The organism is Streptosporangium sp. NPDC000396, assembly GCF_042898655.1.
GTDB lineage: Bacteria > Actinomycetota > Actinomycetes > Streptosporangiales > Streptosporangiaceae > Streptosporangium.
The window spans coordinates 265733-280721 of sequence record NZ_JBIAZA010000011.1; the positions used below are offsets into that span (position 1 = coordinate 265733).

Genomic DNA, 14989 nt, shown 5'->3' on the forward strand with positions numbered 1-14989 from the left:
CGCCCGCATTGAGCCGACCACAGAGAGTGAGCCGACCCCGAACGGGAGGACGCCAACGGAACGTTGACGCGAATGCGGGGCGCTACAGCGGCCGCCCGGCTCGGCGTCGGCTGAGATTGGTCGCCGGACCGTCTGGGAATTTCATCGCCATCGTCAATCCATTGATCAATTCTTGATCGGCGAGACGAGCATGGGAGAGCGATATTTTCGCCTGCGATGTGCCTGTTCGGTGCTATTCGGCTTGATAGGCGGCAGTTGCGGCAATCAAGAAATTTTCAACGAAAATACCGCTGACCTGCGCTCCGGCAGGGCAGCTTCGGCATGTTGACGGCGAGGGCGTTGGCGATCGACGGATCGGCGCCCGGTAACTGGTCGCGGCGACCAGAGGGCCACAGCGTGCTGTGGAAATACGGCGACCTGTTCACGGGATCGGCCGAGGCGCACCGCTCGCGCCACCTCGTCGTGTCCAGGACCTGCCGCAGCCGGGCGGCCACCACTGCGGATGATCCGGTTCTGTCGGAGCCGATCTCTACGGTGTGCGGCATGACGACACACCCCCCTGAGAGTGGGGCCTGGCCGGGCGTGCGCACGGCCATCACCGCCGGCGACCCGGCCCTGGTCGCGGACGCTGTGCTGGCCCTCGACGAGGCCGGGCGCCGTGAGGTGGCTCGCGAGCTGCCCGGCCACATCAGCGTCGCCAGGAAAGCGATCGCGGAACGCGACCGACGCCGGGGCGTATGGACCACCGGCGAGGAATGGATCGAGCCCATGCGGGTCGCCGGTGCGGGTGTGCTCGGCGGGGCGGCGGCCGTCGCGACCTGGCTCTACCGGCGCGACTTCACCCGTTGGCGGCGGCCGCTCGACTCCGGGCCGCTGCTGCGTGTGATCGCCGCGCGGCCACCGCAGTGGCAGTCCGACCTCGCGGTACGGCTGGCCCTGCGGCTGCGCGGCAGCCGGGCCCAGGCCAGGGACGACAGCGTGCCGCTGGCCCTGGAGCTGCTGCGCCGCACCGACGCCGTCCCGCCCGACCACGATCCGCTCACGACCGTCTGGGTGTCCCAGCCGCCGGACCTGGAGCACGATCCGCTGGCCGAGCACCTGGTGCCCCGGTTGTTCGAGGCCGAGGGCGTGGGCCGGGCGCTGCGCGAGGACAACATCGACCCGCCCTTCTGGGACCCCAGCCGCCGCACCTGGTTGGGGGCCCTGCGCGCCGCGGTCGCGGCCGGCCGTTTCGCCCCCGAGCCGCTGGTCGACGGCTGCGTACGCCGGTTCCTGCGCGGCGGCAGCGCCACCGACCTGCGCTTCTTCGCCCGCCTGCACGAAATGCTCGCCCCGGCGCCGAGCAAGGAACGCACCCGCGACTACCTGCGGCTGCTGCCCGCCGCGCCGGGCCCGGTGGCCGAGCTGGCGCTGCGGCAGCTGCGCGGCGCGGGCGAGCTGAGCGGCGAGGAGGTCAATGAGGCGGTGTCGGCGCTGCTGTTCCGCCCCGAGGGCAAGCTCGTACGCGCCGGCCTGACCCTACTGGACCAGGCCGCCCGTGACGCAGCCGACGACTTCGACGACCTGGCCGCGGCGCTCGCCTCGGCATTCCTGTGCGAGTCGTACGAGGTGCGCGAGCGCACGGTGCGCCTGGCCGTCAAGCATGCCGGACGTTTCACGCCCGCCGGGGCCGAGGCCGTGCGCGAGGCGGCGAGCGTCCTGCCCGCCGAGCTGGCGGCGCGGCTGTCGGAGGCGTACGGCGTGGTGGCGGCCGAGCCGGAGGTGGCCGACGACTTCGAGCCCGGACCGCTGCCGCCGTTCGAGCCGCTCGCCCGCGAGCCGTTCCCGTCGGCGCTCGACGACCTGACCGCCACCTACGACCAGGTCGGCGACGGCATCACCTTCGAGCGGTGGCTCGACGGTTTCGTCCGCGACCCGTCCAAGCGGCCGCGTCCCGGCCGGGGCCGTATCTACGAGCAGCGCCAGTGGTGCCGCCTCGACGAGTGGACGGAGGCGCTGCTACGCGAGGCCACCAACCCCGGAGAGGAACCGCCCATCCCCGAGCCCGAACGTGCTCCCGAGTACGCCAGGCACGTCATCGGCGTGCGCACCGCCGAGGGCGACGTCGAGGTGGACTTCGGCCGGCTGCCCGCCGAGCTGCGAGAAAGCATCGCCGCGGGCCTCACGGAGAGCGGCATTCCGCTGGGCAACCTGGAGCACTTCGAGGAGTGCCCGCCGCTCGAAGCAGAAGTCCTGAACGTGTCGATCATTTCGTCGGGCCACTGGAGAGACCGTGACGAGGAGGAGGACAAGCCGCGGGACCGGCTGCCGGACCCACGCCGCGTCTCGCCGCCGCACTATGCCATGCTGTTGCGCTGCGCCGAGGTCCACGCCGCGCTGAAGGCCGGGACGCTGCCGCCGTACCTGCTGGCCACCCCGACCCTGACCTCCGGCCACCTCGATCCCGCCGAGCTGGTGGCCCGCCTGGAGGGGTACGAGCGGGTCGGCGTCCAGGCCCTCCCTTCCGACCTGGGGCAGGCGTTGCTGCGGCTGCCGCGCGAGGTGGACCCGGAGGTGATCGACCGCGCCGGGAAGCTGACCTCGGAGGCGGGCGCCACGCTGGCGCGCTGGCTGGCCGACCGGCCGGAGCCAGAGCTGCGCGTGGACTGGTCGCACGCCGGCGGCGACTACACGCACGACCGGCAGAAGGGCGGGCACAGTCCCCGGCTGCACCCCCGCATCCGGATCGAGCCGACGGGGCTGGCGCTGATCGACGCGCTGCTGTCCGATCCGTGTCCCTGGACGGGCGAAGGCGACGGCGTGTACATGGAGTCCTGGCGGCTGACGCTGCCCTCGGACCGGGAGGCGGTGGCCATGCACCTCCTGCCGCACCTGCTCAACACCTGGGACCGGCCCGGCTACTTCCACGAGCACGTGGCCGCGCTGTTCTCCCAGGACGGGCCGGTGGGCGAGGCGATGGCGCTGCTGATCGCCGTTCAGCTGACCGAGCGCGGCATGTTCGCTTGGCCCGAGCGCGGCCGACGGCTGCTGCTGGGCGCAGCCGCCGCCGACTGCCTGCCTACCGTGGAGTGCGGACGGCAGCTCGGGCTGTCCCTGCGCAGGGACGTGACCAAGATGAGCCACGTACGCTCGGCGCTGGAGGAATGCGCGAAACAGGGCGCGCACCGGCAGGTGTGGGAGATCATGACCGGGCTGCTGCCCGTCTACCTGCCGGGACCGGACGAGCGGCCGTATTCCGGGCACACCCAAGCGCTCTCCTTCGCGATCGACGCCGCACGCTGGGCCAGAGCGTGCGGCCCCGTCCCCGCGGTTGCGGAGGTGGCGGCCCGCAAGGGGTCGAGCGGCTTCGTGCGCGCCGCCCGCGCCCTGCACGAGCAGTTGCTCGGCGGACAGGGGCAGGCCGCGATGCGGACGCGCGCCTAGAGTGCCCGGAACTCGGCGGGTAGTCGGAGCGCATCACTGCGCCCGCTCTGCCTGGTGAGCAGCCGGAGCGTATACCCGTCAATGGGTGGTTTGACTCGTCTTCGCCGTTCGACCCAATAGCGGGGTGTTCACAAGTGGGCCTGGCCTGCGAGGTAAGAGGGGGCCGTTGATCGTTTCCCGGGATTGGGCTGGTTCTTGTCTATGTGCCGATGGTTCCGTCGATTCGTTCGCGCAGGATGTCGGCATGGCCGTTGTGGCGGGCGTATTCGCCGTTCATGTGGACGAAGGCCCATCGCAGGCACATCGGACCCCAGCGAGGGCTGACGAAAACGGCATCAAACGGCATGTCCGCAGTGGCCTGCCGGGCGGCGTCCTGCTCAGCGATCAAGGCGGCCAGGTCTTCGGCCGCTCGCGCGGGATCGACCTCGTCGAAGGCGGCATCCGGCTTGTCGGGCCGGCTATAGAGGCTCGGCACGGGCTGGGCGGCGAAACGGCGACGGAACCAGGTGCGTTCGACATCGGTGAGATGGCGAACCAGCCCGAAACCGCCCCCGCGCCGGACGACACCATCACCGAGCTCAAGGATCAGACCGCTGCCCGGCCAGCAGCGAGAACGGGGAGACCACCGCCGGAGACTTGACCCCCAAACCGGATCATCGACACGCTGCGCCACACCGATCGCGGGCTTCGCTATGCCCATCGGCCTATGCACCGCACCAGCACCGCCGCGCGACAGCACCCGAGCCTTCCACCACGCCCGTCCCCCAAGGTCCCAAACCCCGCCGAACCAGGCTCGGAAGCCCCTGAAACGACGGGATCCCGCCTGATCGTGATGATCAGACGGGATCCCGTCAACTTCAGTCCGGCCGTTTCAAGAACGACCCACCCCGGAGGCTGTGCGGGTTTCGTCGAGATCCCGTGCACTGCGCGGTTACGGCACCGCGATGCTGTCATGATCTCGGTGGCACCTCACCGATGGGATCCGTGATGTCTGCTCGCTCACTCGTGCTGCTGGCCGCCTCGCTCTGCGCGGGCGGCCTCGCAGCTCTGGCGTACTTCCACGACTCCGACCTGGTGCTCTTGAGGGAACACCTGAACCACCCGTTCGCGCTCGGTGTGCTGGCCTGCCTCCTGATGGCGTTGGCCGCCGTCGGGCTGCGGTGGATGTGGCTACGCGTCGTGATCATCATCCTTGCCGGGCTGGGCGCGAGTGCCGCGCTGTTCGGAGGGTGGGTCGCCCTTGTGTTCACCTCCACCGAGGAGGCCGGCTTCGTCGACGGGCCGGCCCCGTACAGGATCCGGCTTCAGCAGTCGCTGGCGGGTCTCGGGCCGGACACGGTGATGTGGCTCAGCGTCCGCAGGGACGGCGGGTTGCTCAGCAGGGAGTGGGACCTCGGCTGCTTCAACGACGACATCCCCGATGACGCCTTCGACTCGGTCAAGTGGACGGGGCCGAGTTCGGTTGAGATCCGGGTGGCCGACGGGCGAACATTCCCCGTGGCCTTGGACCCCGCCTCGGGCCGGCCCCGGACCACCGCCACCCTCAATTGCTAACAGCAGCTTTTTCCTGCCTCACGACAGAACGGTCAGCAGCCGGGCCGAGCCCGGCTGCCAAGAGCCGTCGTGCAATCAGGCCGAAAGGTCGGCGGGCCCGCTCATCGAGGCCGTTGCGGTAGCGGGGCCCAGGTGAGGCCGTCGGCGCCGGGCGCGGTCGGTCGGCGCATCAACACCCGGGCGGCGCGTTTCAGCCCGGCCGCACCGGCGACCTCCGCAGGCCCCGCACCCGAGCGCAATGCCCGGTGGTTCGCCAAGCCCGGATCCCGCGGCAGGCCGCCGGTGAGAGCATCTCAGGTGGTGCACCGTCTCCATGACAGGTGGTAGATGGTTTTGAAACTGCCGTCGGTGGAGTCCATGGTCATGAAACTGGTGGCAGCCGGATCAAAGGCACCGGCGTTCACTTTCAACTGGGTGTTGATGTTCAGGTTGCGGATCTCGCCGCAGGGCGACCAGACCAGGGATTCGACGTTGGTGGCGTCGGTGACCTGCCAGTTGTCGTCCATCGGGCCGGAAAAGGAGCGCGCGACGTTGGAGGTGTTCGACATTCCCTGGAAGTAGTAGCTCGCCTGCTGCTGGCCGCGGGCGCCGGGGGCCAGATAGGCATAACCGCGGTAGTCAGCCTTGACCACGGCGTAGGTGTACCCCTGAGGGGCGTTCACCTGGACGGTGAGCTGGCAGTTCTTGCGGAAGTCGGTAGGTTTGGCACCCATGCCGACCTGGGCGAGATATTTGCTGTAAGCCACGGTGAAGGCGGTGTAGTCCGGGGAGGTGGAGACCGTCGCGGTGCCGATGGGGCAACCGGATCCGTTGAGACTGACCAGTCCGACGGTGAAACGGCCGGGCGGATCGACGTCGGGGGTCAGGGCCTGGGCGGCGGGACCGGACATCAGCGAGGCGGCGAGCAGTGCCGCTGCGCCGCCACCGGCGACTAAAACGCGAAGCATGAATATCCCCTTTTCGTTTGGTGCGCTTCCACATTGGACGCGTGCGTTTTATGCGTCAACGACAACCACGTCGCATCGATCAAAAAGTGATTCAAGGAAGGCAGCGAATCGCGAGCACAGCTCGATTTGCCAGTCGATTTCCGCTTCGCCTTGAGAGTCGAATTTTGGATATATTCTCGGCGAATCGCCCGGTTCACAATCGCGGGCATGGCCGTCGGGAAATTCGATCAGCCCTATGAGGTCTACGACGCCGAGGAGCACGAATCAGGCGACCTGGCGACCCGGGTGAAGATCAAGGAAGAGCCGCAGGTCGGCCTCAGCCATGCGCTGGGCGATGCCGTGCACAGCATGCGAGGCGCCGACCGCGAGCACCTCGCCGCTCGTGAGGACCCGGAACAAGAAAAAGCACGGTAGTGACGCGCAGCGGTGTCGACGCTGACATCGAGCACGGCGGCGATCTCTGCACAGGTGGCCCTGGAGGCGCGATCGGCGGCCACTGCGGCCGCCAGCACGGCGGTACGGGCGGATGGTGGTCGATCGAGCGGGGCGCGAGCACACGTACCCGCCGATCGCTGAGGAGCAGAACACTGACGCCATCTCGTCTCGGTTCCTGCCGGAGGACGAGCGGATCCTCATCGTCTGCAGGGTCGCGCCCACCCGGTGAACGAGCGCCACAGGGTGGACACGGACTGCTAACCCGCCTTCTTCATCAGTTTCACCAGGCTGGAGAAGCTGTCGACCGCGTGTCCTGCGTCCATCCCGCGCCGGAACAGGTCGACTAGGACGGCGGGAAGCGCGGTGTCGACGCCCGCGTCGGCGTTGGTGTGCAGGACGTGCTCGACGCTGGCCATGCCCATGGCCAGGCGGTCCACGTCGCCGCCGTGCTCGTCGGCGTCGATGCGGGCCGCGTAGAAGGACAAGAAGTTCGGCATCGTCGCCATGGTCTCGGTGGCGTGCGGCAGGATGTCGGCCGCGGTGAGGCCGTTGGCGTCGGCGAGGGCGATGGCCTGCCAGTAACTGAGCATGGACGTCCAGAACATGACCATGCCGATCTGGTAGTACAGCGCGGCCAGCCCGGGGTCTTCGCCCCTGAAGTCGGTGCCGGTCAGGGCTTCGAGGGTGGGCCGGTGTGCCTCGAAAGGCTCGCGGGGGCCGCTGTAGAAGGTGGACGACTCGGGCTGTCCGATGCCCGACGGCGGCACGGTGACGCCACCGGTGAGGTGGACCCCGCCGTGCTCGATGATCCACCGGGCGCCCGCGCGGGTCTTGTCCGGGGTGTCGGAGCTGAGGTTGACCAGCACACGGCCGGAAAGGGCGTGCGATGCCGGTTCCAGCACGGCGTACATCGCGTCGTAGTCGGTGAGACTCAAGATCACCAGTTCGTTGGCCCTCAGCGCCTCCTCAACACTGCCCGCGAGCAGGGCGCCGCGCTCGACCAGTGCGTCGGCGCGGGAAGGGGTGCGGTTCCAGACGGTGACCCGATAGCCCTTGTCGAGGAAGGCGTCGGCCATCGCCTGTCCCATGGGGCCGAGGCCGATGACGGTCACGGGCTGCCTGCTGTTCACGATGAAGACCTCCATGGTGGATGTGCTCAACGACTAAAACGAACGCTCTACCTAGAGAGCGAGTAGACCGTAGCACAGCTCTAAAACGAACGCTCTAACTACTATGCTGAGAGCATGGACCAGACCAGCACCCGGGATCGGATCATCATCGCCGCCTCTCGTCTCATGCAGCGCCAGGGGTATGTCGGTACGGGCATCAAGCAGATCGCCAAGGAGGCGCAGGCCACGCTCGGCTCGGTCTACCACTTCTTTCCCGACGGCAAGGAGGCCGTCGCAGTCGCCGCCATCAAGCACGGCGACCAGGAGTTCGCGGCCATCCTCCGCGAGGCGCTGGACAGCGAGCAAAGCCCGGGTGCCGCCGTGGAGGCCTGCGCCCGGCAGCTCGCCGACTCCTTGCGCGAGTCTGGCTGGATCGACGGCTGCCCGATCACCGCGGCGGCGCTGGAGACACTGGGTACCGACTCGGAGATCCAGCAGGTGTGCGCGGCAGCGCTACGCAGCTGGGAGGGATTGGTCTACGACAAGCTGCTACGTTCAGGCCTTCGCACCGAAGACGCGCGGGACCTCGCGACCACGATCATCAGCACCCTGGAAGGCGCCGAAGTGACGGCCCAGGTCAGGCGCAGCGAAGAACCCCTGTGGGCGGCGGGCCGACAGCTGGCCCGCCTGGTCGGCTCATACGAAGTCGCCCCGTCCGTGGCCGAGTAGGAACTCGGCCGGGCACGACGCCATCTTCTTGGACAACGCACCATTCCACATGCCGTACCGGACAGAACCGGCCGATAGTCCCGACAACGGGGACGGCTCCGGTCTCGGCTACTTCCCGCACGATGCCGCGGATCGGCTCCATGGAGTCCTCCACGTTCATCGCGTCGACGGCCGCGTCGCCGTAGTCCACGACGATGAGCTCGTTGAACGGGTTGATCCTGGTATCGGAGTCCATCAGCATCGCCGGCGTACGTGCCACGACCCACTCATTCGCGCGGATCGCCCTGGACCCGAAGGCCGCCCCCCGGCGTCCGATGCCCATGTCGACCGGGGCGCCCACAACGGCAACCTCGACACCTCCGGCCCACAGGTCCTCAGGGGTCAGGCACAGCGGCAGGCCGAGGAAGGTCGCGATACCCGAATGGGCGGGTACGAACTGGTAGCGCTGCACATTGATCAGCCCAGGCTTGCGGTGCGGGAAAGCCGAGGGGTCGACCCGGGCCTGCCAGCCGCCTGGAATCAGAGAGGCCATGCCCGCGCCTCCATTCCGCCGCCGCATTCACCGGCCCGGCGTGCCAGAAAGCGTCAACCGTAACCAAACAATCGATACTCTCAGTAATCAAATGTAATCATTGAGTGTTCAAGCGGGATGTTGGATGGCTTGTGTTGTCGGAGGCCTCCAGGCGCAACCGGGTTGAGCCGGGGTGCCGCTTCGGCTACACCAATGACCGCCACCTCAAGCTCTACACCCGCGCACCCGACGACATGGCTGCCGACCAGGTTGAAGTCCTCTGGTCGCCGAAGAGGGATGACAACCACGCTCTCGCAGGTCAGGGCTATATCTATCTGTTGGATCTTTCGTCAGCACTACCGGGACCCCGAGAAACCCCAGAGTTCCCGCTAACCCAGCGGGCGCGATCGGGCCGTTGGGGTGGTCTGGGAGATTATGCACCCTTGGGTCCGCCGGAACTCAGGGCTGCCTACGGTCAGCCGGTCCCGGAGCGGCACGGGACGGCGCCAGGAAACGGCGACGGAAAACGCCCTGGCTCTGAGGTTGGATGCCTCGGAGAGACGCTGGGAAACCGAGGGCTTATTTCTTAGTCCCAGCAGAACTTCCGGGACCAGCCCCGTGGTGACGGCTCGGGCAACAGCATCCGGCAGTTCAGACACCGATCCATCCGCCGACTCATCGCGATCACCCGTCTCCAGGTTTTCATGGCCCGCACCACTGCGACTCGACCCGCCTCAGTAATCCCTTTCCGAGACCAGATGACCCACAAACGTGCAGGTCACAAAACCAGCGTTGGTGAGCTACCGCCGGTCGTCGCCTTCCAGGGCCCGATACAGGGTGAAGCGGCCGACCTTCAGCGCCCTGGCGATCGCGGTGACCGACTCCCCGCGGGCGAGGCGGGCGCGGGCGATGTCGAGCACGTGCTCGGTGACGGCGGTGGGGCACCCGCACACCGCCGGCGCCCTTCTCCACGGCCGCCACACACCCGGACGAGCCCGCCGACGGTCACGCCGACCCGGAAAACGACGAGATCCCGCCCGATCAAGTCGATCGGACGGGATCTCGTCAACATCCCCCAGACCGTTTCAAGAACGGCCCTCCTGTGGAGCTATGGGGATTCGAACCCCAGACCTCCTCCATGCCATGGAGGCGCGCTACCAGCTGCGCCATAGCCCCTAGTCACCGCTCCGAGTCCTCTCGTTGCGGCGCTTCGGAAGCATATAGGGATATCCCCGCGTTCACCTAATCGACGGCCGTACGGCTCGCGCCCGTCATTTCGAGCGCAGGCCGTGTCACGCGATCAGACCTGCGTGGCCTCGGGACTGTCGTCGCTCTGGATCGGCTCGGGAAGGGTCCCGGCGTTGTGCTCAAGCAGGCGCCAGCCCTTGCGGCCCTCCTCCAGCACCGACCACGAGCAGTTCCCCAGACCGCCGAGAGCGGGCCAGAGCTCCTCGGGAAGACCCATCAGCCTCGCGATGCCGAGCCGGATCGCCGCCCCGTGGGAGGCGATCACCAGCATGCCGTCGGAGTCGAGCTCCGCCGCCCAGCGACGGATCGACGACGACACCCTTTCGGCGACGTCGGCGACCGGCTCGCCTCCCGGAGCCTCCCAGGCGGCGAACTCGCGGGGCCAGCCGGCGGAGATCTCCTCACGGGTGAGGCCCTCCCACTCGCCGCCGCCACGCTCGCGGAGATCCTTGTCCACGGCCACGTCGAGGCCGGCGAGGCGGCCCAACGCCGAGGCGGTGTCGTAGGCCCGCCGGAGATCGGAGGAGACGATCATGGTGGGGCGGAGGGAGGCGAGCAGCGAGGCGGCGCGGGCCGCCTGCGCCTCGCCCGTGGCATCCAGCGGGATGTCAGTGTGGCCTTGAAAACGATGTTCGACGTTCCACAGCGTCTGGCCATGCCTCAAGCAGACGACACGACGACTCACTCAGTTACCGCCTCGCGAGCACGCTGGGCGGCGACCCGGGCCACGCTGTCGGGCATGGCGATGGAGGGGCAGTCCTTCCACAGGCGCTCAAGCGCGTAGAAGGTCCGGTCCTCCTCATGCTGGACGTGAACGACGATGTCGATGTAGTCCAGGAGAACCCAGCGGCCCTCGCGCTCTCCCTCACGGCGGACGGGTTTGGCGTCGGCCTCGATCCGCAGGCGATCTTCGATCTCGTCGACGATCGCGCGGACCTGGCGGTCGTTGCTTGCGGAGCAGAGCACGAACGCGTCGGTGATGACGAGCTGATCGCTCACGTCATAGGCAAGAATGTCATCGGCCAGCTTGTCGGCGGCGGCCTCGGCGGCGAGCCTGACGAGCTGGAGGGATCTGTCGGTTGCTGTCACGGTGTCGGTTAGTCCTCCTGTAGCGGGCGTTGTCACCTATCAGGGTGCCCGGTCCGGCGCTCTCGAAGAGCCACCACAAGTACAACGCCTATCGTGCGCCACCCGATTCCAGGCCGCAAACGGATTCACGGCACGATCAGGGGCGCATGTCGCGGTAAAGACCACGTTTATTGATGTACTGAACGATACCGTCAGGCACGAGATACCAGATGGGCTCCCCGGCGGCGACCCGCTGCCGGCACTCCGAGGACGAGATGGCCAGCGCCGGGATCTCCACCAGGCTGACCTTGCCCTCCGGCAGTCCCGGATCGTGCAGGACGTGACCGGGCCGGGTGGCGCCGACGAAGTGCGCGATCGTGAACAGCTCGTCGACATCGCGCCAGCTCAGGATCTGGGCGAGGGCATCGGCTCCGGTGATGAAGTACAGCTCGACGTCCGGACCCCAGGTGGCGGCGATCTCTCGCAGCGTGTCGATGGTGAAGGTCGGACCGGGGCGGTCAATATCCACCCGGCTGACCGAAAATCGAGGGTTGGAGGCGGTCGCGATGACCGTCATCAGATATCGGTCCTCAGGCGCGGAGACCGTTTTGTCGGCCTTCTGCCATGGGCGTCCGGTCGGCACGAAAACGACTTCGTCGAGATCGAAGTGGTGGGCGACCTCGCTGGCGGCGACCAGGTGACCATGGTGAATGGGGTCGAAGGTGCCGCCCATAACGCCCAGACGTCGCTTTCCCTGACCGGTAGGAGCGTTCATCATGGAACGGACCATACGCGTAAGCCGTACACAGGTTTTAATCACCCCCCGCGCATGCCGGACGGCCCCGACGTAGCATGCCGGACATGACCACCACCCCGGACCGCAACCGCGTGCAGCTTCCCGGCATCAGCTCGCGCGCCTACGAACATCCCGCTGACCGGTCTGCGCTGGTCGCCCTGCGCTCGCTCAGCGGATTCGACACGGTGCTCAAGCAGATGTCCGGCCTGATCAGCGAGCGCCGCCTGCGCCTGATCCACCTCGCCTCGGCCGTGCGCACCAGCGACACCCAGTTCCGCGCCCTGCACGACATGGGCCGTGACGCCGCCTACACGCTCGACCTCCACCGTATTCCGGAGGTCTACGTTCAGCAGAGCCCGATGGTGCAGGCGAAGGCGATCGGTTTCGACGACCCGTTCATCGTCGTCTCCACCGGCCTGCTCGACCTCATGGACGAAGCGGAGCAGCGCTTCGTCATCGGCCACGAGACCGCGCACATCCTGTCCGGTCACGCGGTCTACCGCACCATGCTGGACATTCTCACCCGCCTGGCCACCCGCGTCGCCTGGATCCCGCTCGGCTACATCGGCCTGCGCGCGATCGTCGCGGGCCTGGAGGAATGGCACCGCAAGTCCGAGCTCTCCGCCGACCGTGGCGGCCTGCTCTGCGGCCAGGATCCCGACGCCGCCCTTCGCGCCCTGATGAAGCTGGCCGGCGGCTCGCGCCTGCACGAGATGAACATCGAGGCGTTCCTCGACCAGGCGCGCGAATACGACACCGCGGGCGACGTCCGCGACGGCCTGCTCAAGGTCCTCAACCTGCTCGGCACCACCCACCCGTTCGCGGTCTCCCGGGTCGCCGAGCTCGACAAGTGGCGCCGCAGCGGGGAGTACGACCGGATCCTCGGCGGCGACTACCTCCGCCGCACCGACGACGCCAATGCCAGGATCTCCGAAGAGGTCAAGGCCGCCGCCCGCTCCTACCGCGAGTCCTGGTCCCAGTCGCAAGACCCCTTCATCGGCGTCCTGCGCGACGTGGCCGAGGGCGCGGTCAGCGCCGGGGAGCGCATCTTCAACCGCTTCTCCCGCCGCGACGGCAACTAAGTAAAATCCGCGAAAGGTCTAAGGGGTTAACCCTTGGGCCTTTCTCATCTAATGCGACATAGCCCTTGACGTCATGGTTTATCATCATGGCTCACAGGGATTCCCTTGATCATCTCAGTGACCGCCGTGGCGGCGCTGTTTCTTCCGGGTGCGGCGCACGTCCATCCGGCCAAGGTCTCCTGGAGGCGGCCCTCAGACCAGGAGGGCGATCACGCGCACGGCCGCCGAGCACAGGGCGACGAACCCGCCCAGCACGGCGAGGGCACGCAGCCCCTCCTTGCGGAGTTCGGGGATCTCGGGGCCGACCCGTTCGATCTCGCGGCCGATGACCCCACCGCAGGCGACACCGAACATGACACCTGCGACGGCGATGGGAGCGGGTCGCAGCCACCACTCCGGCGGCAGCGACCCGCCAAGGGTGAGCCACGAACCGATGCCGGCGAGCCCCGCCGCGGGTAGTCCGGGCCAGACCAGCACGGTCACCAGCGACACCACGAAGGTCAACGGGAAGCTCACAACGCGCAGGACGGCCCGTGCCCTGGCTGACTTGCGCTTTCTGACCAGCCAGTGCCCGGCCCAGATCGCCCGGGCGAGGGCGGCGAACACCCCGGTGACGGCGAAGGTGGCCAGCGGCCAGATCACCGTGGCCACCACGCACGGAACGGCCAGCACCGCCAGCAGGAGCAGGGCCGCGTTCCCGGTGGGCAGCGGCCCCGTCCTGCCCTCGGTGCCCGCCCCCTCGCCGGCCGCCCGCCGTTTTCCAGTCACCCCTCGGGCAGGCTTCGCCCCCGCCCCTCCGGACTCCGGCCGAACCCCCCTGGGCGGCTCACCCGCCCCGGAGACCTGCCGCCCGCCACGGGACTGCCCTGCTCTGCCCGCAACCGGACGCTGATCGTGTACGGTGCCATCCATCCCGGCGGAGCGCCCGCCACGGGGCGGCTCACCCGTGGCGGTGGGTCGCCCGCCACGAGAGGCCCCGTCCGCGCCGGCGTCCTGCCGTGCCCGGCGGACGGTTCCGTCCGTCACGGTGCCCTGCCGCGCTCCCTGTCCGGACTCACCCGCTTTGGCGGCGGACCGGCCACCACGCGAGGGCTCCTCCGCCTTGGCGCCGCCTCTCGCCCGGGTCTCGGGCTTCTTCGCCATGGCCGCGCCGGCCTTCTCCCCCACCGGTTCGGCCGTCTTCGAGGATGACGGCCCCGTCGAAGCGGCGCGGGCGAGACGGGCGAGACGGGCGGCGAGGAGAGCGGCGGTGGGGCGTTTGGCCGCCTCACGGTGAAGGGCCGCGCGGACCAGGGGAAGCAGGGCGGCGGGGATACCCTCAAGGTCCGCCTGGCCGTTGAGGATCGCATACATCTGCGCCTCGACCGTGCCCCGGCCGAAGGTGGGGCGTCCGGTCGCGGCGAAGGCGACCGTGGCCGCCCAGGCATGCACGTCGGCGGGCTCACCCACCGGCTCGTCCGCGAACAGTTCGGGGGCGGCGTAGCTCGGGGTACCGAGAAAGGTGCCGGTCAGGGTGAGCCGGGTGGCGTCGAGGACCTGGGCGATGCCGAAGTCGATCAGGACGGGCTCGTTGCCGGCGTTGATCAGCACGTTGGCGGGCTTGAGATCGCGGTGGACGACTCCGGCCGCGTGGATGATCGACAGCGCGGTGGCCAGGCCCTGGGCCATGGTGATCAGGCTGGTCCCCTTGAGCGGGCCGCCGCGCCGTACGCGGTCGAGGAGGGTGTCTCCCTCGATGTGCTCCATGACCAGGTAGGGGCGATCGCAGGCCAGGTCGGCGTCGACGACACGGGCGACGTAGGGGCTTTCAACCCTGCGAAGGGCGCGAACCTCCCGCTCAAGCCGTATTCGGGCCTCCGAGTCGGCGTCGACTGCGTCGTGGAGCACCTTGAGGGCGACGCTTTCGCCACGGCGGTTGGTGGCGCGATAGACCTCGCCCATGCCGCCTCTGCCGAGGCGTTCCACCAACGTATAGGGGCCGACGCGCCCGAGACGACCCATGTGACCTCCTGCGTCGGCCACATGGGTCCAAGACCGCTGTGCCTACCGGGTCGCTCGCTCTCGCTCGCTTCCCTGCCCTCCAGCCA

16 protein-coding genes and 1 tRNA gene are annotated in these 14989 nt (G+C 68.5%); 6 read left to right on the forward strand and 11 right to left on the reverse strand.

What is annotated here, in order from left to right; genetic code table 11:
• Positions 1-275 precede the first annotated feature (275 nt).
• Positions 276-545 carry a hypothetical protein gene (locus tag ACFY2X_RS20045; protein ID WP_389939970.1) on the reverse strand — a complete coding sequence of 90 codons (270 nt, stop codon included), beginning with the start codon at positions 543-545 and terminating at the stop codon, positions 276-278.
• Here ACFY2X_RS20045 and ACFY2X_RS20050 point away from each other — a divergent pair.
• Positions 544-3423 carry a hypothetical protein gene (locus ACFY2X_RS20050; protein WP_389939971.1) on the forward strand — a complete coding sequence of 960 codons (2880 nt, stop codon included), beginning with the start codon at positions 544-546 and terminating at the stop codon, positions 3421-3423. The two genes, ACFY2X_RS20045 and ACFY2X_RS20050, sit on opposite strands and share 2 nt — an antisense overlap.
• Before the next feature lie 199 nt (positions 3424-3622).
• On the opposite strand, the gene ACFY2X_RS20055 is transcribed toward ACFY2X_RS20050, so the two are convergent.
• The gene (locus ACFY2X_RS20055) at positions 3623-4123 is read right to left on the reverse strand and encodes a DUF664 domain-containing protein (RefSeq protein WP_389939972.1); all 501 of its coding nucleotides are present in this window, start codon (positions 4121-4123) and stop codon (positions 3623-3625) included.
• A gap of 287 nt (positions 4124-4410) precedes the next feature.
• Here ACFY2X_RS20055 and ACFY2X_RS20060 point away from each other — a divergent pair, with 287 nt between their 5' ends.
• The gene (locus ACFY2X_RS20060) at positions 4411-4977 is read left to right on the forward strand and encodes a hypothetical protein (RefSeq protein WP_389939973.1); all 567 of its coding nucleotides are present in this window, start codon (positions 4411-4413) and stop codon (positions 4975-4977) included.
• Positions 4978-5270: 293 nt separating this feature from the next.
• On the opposite strand, the gene ACFY2X_RS20065 is transcribed toward ACFY2X_RS20060, so the two are convergent.
• The gene (locus ACFY2X_RS20065) at positions 5271-5924 is read right to left on the reverse strand and encodes a DUF4360 domain-containing protein (RefSeq protein WP_389939974.1); all 654 of its coding nucleotides are present in this window, start codon (positions 5922-5924) and stop codon (positions 5271-5273) included.
• Between the two features lie 207 nt (positions 5925-6131).
• Between ACFY2X_RS20065 and ACFY2X_RS20070 the strand changes: the two genes are divergently transcribed.
• Together ACFY2X_RS20070 and ACFY2X_RS20075 are read left to right on the forward strand one after the other, a co-directional pair.
• Positions 6132-6338 (forward strand): hypothetical protein, encoded by a 207-nt coding sequence (locus tag ACFY2X_RS20070; protein ID WP_389939975.1) that lies wholly within the window; start codon positions 6132-6134, stop codon positions 6336-6338.
• Between the two features lie 112 nt (positions 6339-6450).
• Positions 6451-6588, forward strand: coding sequence for a hypothetical protein (locus ACFY2X_RS20075; protein WP_389939976.1), 138 nt, complete (start codon positions 6451-6453; stop codon positions 6586-6588).
• A 28-nt stretch (positions 6589-6616) separates the two neighbouring features.
• On the opposite strand, the gene ACFY2X_RS20080 is transcribed toward ACFY2X_RS20075, so the two are convergent.
• Entirely contained in the window at positions 6617-7519 is a 903-nt protein-coding gene (locus tag ACFY2X_RS20080) for an NAD(P)-dependent oxidoreductase (protein WP_389939977.1), read from the reverse strand.
• 84 nt (positions 7520-7603) lie between these two features.
• On the opposite strand from ACFY2X_RS20080, the gene ACFY2X_RS20085 reads away from it, so the two are divergent.
• Positions 7604-8197, forward strand: a complete 594-nt coding sequence (locus ACFY2X_RS20085) for a TetR/AcrR family transcriptional regulator (RefSeq protein ID WP_389939978.1) — start codon at positions 7604-7606, stop codon at positions 8195-8197.
• Here the strand turns inward: ACFY2X_RS20085 and ACFY2X_RS20090 are convergent.
• From ACFY2X_RS20090 to nadD, 6 genes are all read right to left on the reverse strand, one after another.
• On the reverse strand, positions 8106-8729 hold the full coding sequence (locus tag ACFY2X_RS20090) for an arginase family protein (protein ID WP_389939979.1): 624 nt from the start codon (positions 8727-8729) through the stop codon (positions 8106-8108). The two genes, ACFY2X_RS20085 and ACFY2X_RS20090, sit on opposite strands and share 92 nt — an antisense overlap.
• Before the next feature lie 779 nt (positions 8730-9508).
• Positions 9509-9661 (reverse strand): helix-turn-helix domain-containing protein, encoded by a 153-nt coding sequence (locus ACFY2X_RS20095; protein WP_389939980.1) that lies wholly within the window; start codon positions 9659-9661, stop codon positions 9509-9511.
• Positions 9662-9811: 150 nt separating this feature from the next.
• A tRNA-Ala gene (locus ACFY2X_RS20100) sits at positions 9812-9884 on the reverse strand.
• Between the two features lie 124 nt (positions 9885-10008).
• Positions 10009-10641 carry a histidine phosphatase family protein gene (locus tag ACFY2X_RS20105; protein WP_389939981.1) on the reverse strand — a complete coding sequence of 211 codons (633 nt, stop codon included), beginning with the start codon at positions 10639-10641 and terminating at the stop codon, positions 10009-10011.
• Complete coding sequence (gene rsfS, locus ACFY2X_RS20110; RefSeq protein WP_389939982.1) at positions 10638-11045, reverse strand: ribosome silencing factor; 408 nt, start codon at positions 11043-11045, stop codon at positions 10638-10640. Before rsfS ends, ACFY2X_RS20105 begins: the two co-directional genes overlap by 4 nt.
• 136 nt (positions 11046-11181) lie before the next feature.
• Entirely contained in the window at positions 11182-11802 is a 621-nt protein-coding gene (nadD, locus tag ACFY2X_RS20115; protein ID WP_389939983.1) for a nicotinate-nucleotide adenylyltransferase, read from the reverse strand.
• A gap of 74 nt (positions 11803-11876) precedes the next feature.
• Between nadD and ACFY2X_RS20120 the strand changes: the two genes are divergently transcribed.
• Positions 11877-12902: a M48 family metallopeptidase gene (locus ACFY2X_RS20120; RefSeq protein ID WP_389939984.1), complete on the forward strand. Its 1026-nt coding sequence runs from the start codon at positions 11877-11879 to the stop codon at positions 12900-12902.
• Between the two features lie 192 nt (positions 12903-13094).
• Here ACFY2X_RS20120 and ACFY2X_RS20125 read toward each other — a convergent pair whose 3' ends face one another.
• On the reverse strand, positions 13095-14903 hold the full coding sequence (locus ACFY2X_RS20125) for a protein kinase (RefSeq protein WP_389939985.1): 1809 nt from the start codon (positions 14901-14903) through the stop codon (positions 13095-13097).
• Positions 14904-14989: the final 86 nt, after the last annotated feature.

Excerpts from the sequence above, each read along its gene's own strand:
- ACFY2X_RS20065 (WP_389939974.1), bottom strand. The coding sequence starts at position 5,924 with ATGCTTCGCGTTTTAGTCGCCGGTGGCGGCGCAGCGGCACTGCTCGCC.
- ACFY2X_RS20085 (WP_389939978.1), top strand. The coding sequence starts at position 7,604 with ATGGACCAGACCAGCACCCGGGATCGGATCATCATCGCCGCCTCTCGT.
- ACFY2X_RS20070 (WP_389939975.1), top strand. The coding sequence starts at position 6,132 with ATGGCCGTCGGGAAATTCGATCAGCCCTATGAGGTCTACGACGCCGAG.
- ACFY2X_RS20050 (WP_389939971.1), top strand. The coding sequence starts at position 544 with ATGACGACACACCCCCCTGAGAGTGGGGCCTGGCCGGGCGTGCGCACG.
- ACFY2X_RS20045 (WP_389939970.1), bottom strand. The coding sequence starts at position 545 with ATGCCGCACACCGTAGAGATCGGCTCCGACAGAACCGGATCATCCGCA.
- nadD (WP_389939983.1), bottom strand. The coding sequence starts at position 11,802 with ATGATGAACGCTCCTACCGGTCAGGGAAAGCGACGTCTGGGCGTTATG.
- ACFY2X_RS20090 (WP_389939979.1), bottom strand. The coding sequence starts at position 8,729 with ATGGCCTCTCTGATTCCAGGCGGCTGGCAGGCCCGGGTCGACCCCTCG.
- ACFY2X_RS20055 (WP_389939972.1), bottom strand. The coding sequence starts at position 4,123 with ATGGGCATAGCGAAGCCCGCGATCGGTGTGGCGCAGCGTGTCGATGAT.
- ACFY2X_RS20060 (WP_389939973.1), top strand. The coding sequence starts at position 4,411 with ATGTCTGCTCGCTCACTCGTGCTGCTGGCCGCCTCGCTCTGCGCGGGC.
- ACFY2X_RS20125 (WP_389939985.1), bottom strand. The coding sequence starts at position 14,903 with ATGGGTCGTCTCGGGCGCGTCGGCCCCTATACGTTGGTGGAACGCCTC.
- ACFY2X_RS20075 (WP_389939976.1), top strand. The coding sequence starts at position 6,451 with ATGGTGGTCGATCGAGCGGGGCGCGAGCACACGTACCCGCCGATCGCT.
- ACFY2X_RS20120 (WP_389939984.1), top strand. The coding sequence starts at position 11,877 with ATGCCGGACATGACCACCACCCCGGACCGCAACCGCGTGCAGCTTCCC.